This window comes from Streptomyces sp. SID5785, from assembly GCF_009870065.1.
Lineage (GTDB): Bacteria > Actinomycetota > Actinomycetes > Streptomycetales > Streptomycetaceae > Streptomyces.
Genome location: NZ_WWIA01000831.1, coordinates 1 through 2,159 on the forward strand (window position 1 = coordinate 1; position 2,159 = coordinate 2,159).

A 2,159-nucleotide genomic window follows, 5' to 3' on the forward strand; every position below is an offset into this window, starting at 1 on the left:
GCGAGGAGGCCGCGCGCGCACCAGGCCATCGACGGGTCACGGTCGGCGCGTCGCAGGCCGAGGTCCGCCGCCGTGAAGTTGTAGGCGGGCAGGTCGAGTCGATGCCCGTAGCGGTGCCGGTGGGTGGCCGCCGCGGTGCGGTAGCGGGCCTCGGCCGCGTGCCACCGTTCGGCTGCGTGGGCGGAGCCCGTGTCGAGCCAGCGCTTGTGCCACAGCACCGTCGAGCGGTACGCGCCGAGGACCGTGAAGAGGTCCGTCTGGTAGGCGAGCGCCGCGCCGAACTGTTCGCGCAGCTGCGGGTCGTGCCAGGTGGACACGTCCGTGGCGGCCCACAGTCGCTGCTGACGGCGTGCGATGTCGAGGGCCGTGCGGCCCCCGGCGAGCGCTTCGGGGAACCGGTCCCGCGCGGCCGCGTAGATGCTGGACAGCGCGGCACTGTCGCCGGTCGCGATGTCCCACTCGAAGATCCACATCATGGGCGGGGGTTCGAGGCCGAGGGCTCTCGCGGAGGTGTCGGCGTACGGGCCGATGTAGAGGCCCTCGGTGATCGCCGGGCGGGAGAGGGCGAGGACCTGCTCGATGGCCCGTACGGTGGACGCGTCGTCGCTGAACGTCCGGCGGATCCAGGCCTCGCGAGCCCGGGTGAGGTCGGTGTCGGGGTCCTGGGCGAGCCGACCGGTGAGGTACACGTTCACGTCCCACAACTGCCAGAAGCCGGCCCGTCGGTAGACGGCGCGGGGTCCGGCGTACAGGGGACCGCCGGACTGGGACCAGTTCCAGACCCCCTCGATGTGCGGGTTGGCGGCCAGGAAGCGCCGCAGCGCGGTCTGTTCGAGGGCGCCGAGGTCGTCGGGAAGAGCACCCTGGCCCTCGAACTCGCGGCGGGACTGGAACTCGACGATGCGCCGCTGGGAGCCTTCGAGCAGCGTGGGATTGAGGGCGAGATGGGAGTAGAAGTCTCCCTGCGAGTACTTGGTCGAGACGATCAGGTGCGGGTCGTCGAGGCCGTGGAGGACCTGGCGGTAGGAGTCGGGATCGGTGTGCAGATCGCCGACGGCGCCCACGCCCACACTCCAGGTACGGAAGATGACGTCTCTGTCCCTGTGCCCGTCCCTGTCCCCGCCGCCGCCGTCCCCGTCCCTGTCTCCGTCTCCGTCTCCGTCTGACCGGCCGACGGCAGCGAGCAGGCTGCGCAGCATCGTGCGGACCGCCTTCACGGTCGTGACCTCGATCGCCGACGTGTAGTCCCAGCCGGGCAGGGCGTACGCGGAGCCGCCCTCGCCGGTGCGGATCATGATGCCGTCCGCGAAGGGCATGGAGCGCAGCAGTTCCTCGACACCTCTGGCGTACACGGACCACAGGCGGGGGTCCTCGGTGCGCAGACCGCCCGACTCCCTGTCCAGGTAGGCGTGCAGGGGCGGGGAGAGGGCGAGCATGTCGGTCTGGAAGTACACGCGCATCCCGGCGTCGTGGGCATAGCGCCACACCGGTCCGAACTCCTTCACCATCGCCCGGGCACGGGCGATGTGCGGATCGCCCGACGCGTACACGGCGTGTCCGTCCCCGACCCCGGAGAAGGTGACGTACTCGAGGAAGCCGGGCACGACGACGCCGTTGTACCCGTCGCGCAGCGCGCCGCGTACGAAGGAGCGGAACTGGGCCGCGATGGCGTCGACCTGGGTGGTGTCGACCCAGGGTGCGCGTCGCAGCAGGGCGGTGCCGACGACGTCCGAGTTGAGCGAGTAGTCCGTGGTGGCGGCGAAGCGGGAGGGCCGCAGGTCCAGGCCCGTGCCTCCGGTGTCGGTGAGCCGGAGGCCCAGCTTCGGCGTGACGGTCCGGCCGCGGTCGGCGAGGACGTCCTCCCCGGCGCGGATCCGATCCGCCGTCCGGTACAGCCCCGTCGCGGCACCGGCCGCGGACGCCGTCTCGAGGACCAGGCCGCCGTGCGCACGCACGATCCGGTACCGCTCGGCCGAGCCGCTTCCCTGCAACGCCCCGATGTGGACGGCCAGTTCGTGCGCGGCTGCGCGGGGCCTGCCGCCGCCCTCGCGGACGGAGGGAGCGGGGCGGCCCCGCTGGGCCAGCGCGTCGCGCACCGCTTCCGCGGCCAGCCGTACGGCGGTGCCGCGCGCACCGGTCACCGCGCGCACGTCCGGCGC

The 2,159-nt window shown here is 72.7% G+C and carries 1 protein-coding gene; it reads right to left on the minus strand.

Annotated features, from left to right (window positions below):
• A partial coding sequence (locus GTW43_RS26945; protein WP_161304564.1) for a hypothetical protein occupies positions 1–2,159 on the minus strand: 2,159 nt, incomplete at both ends.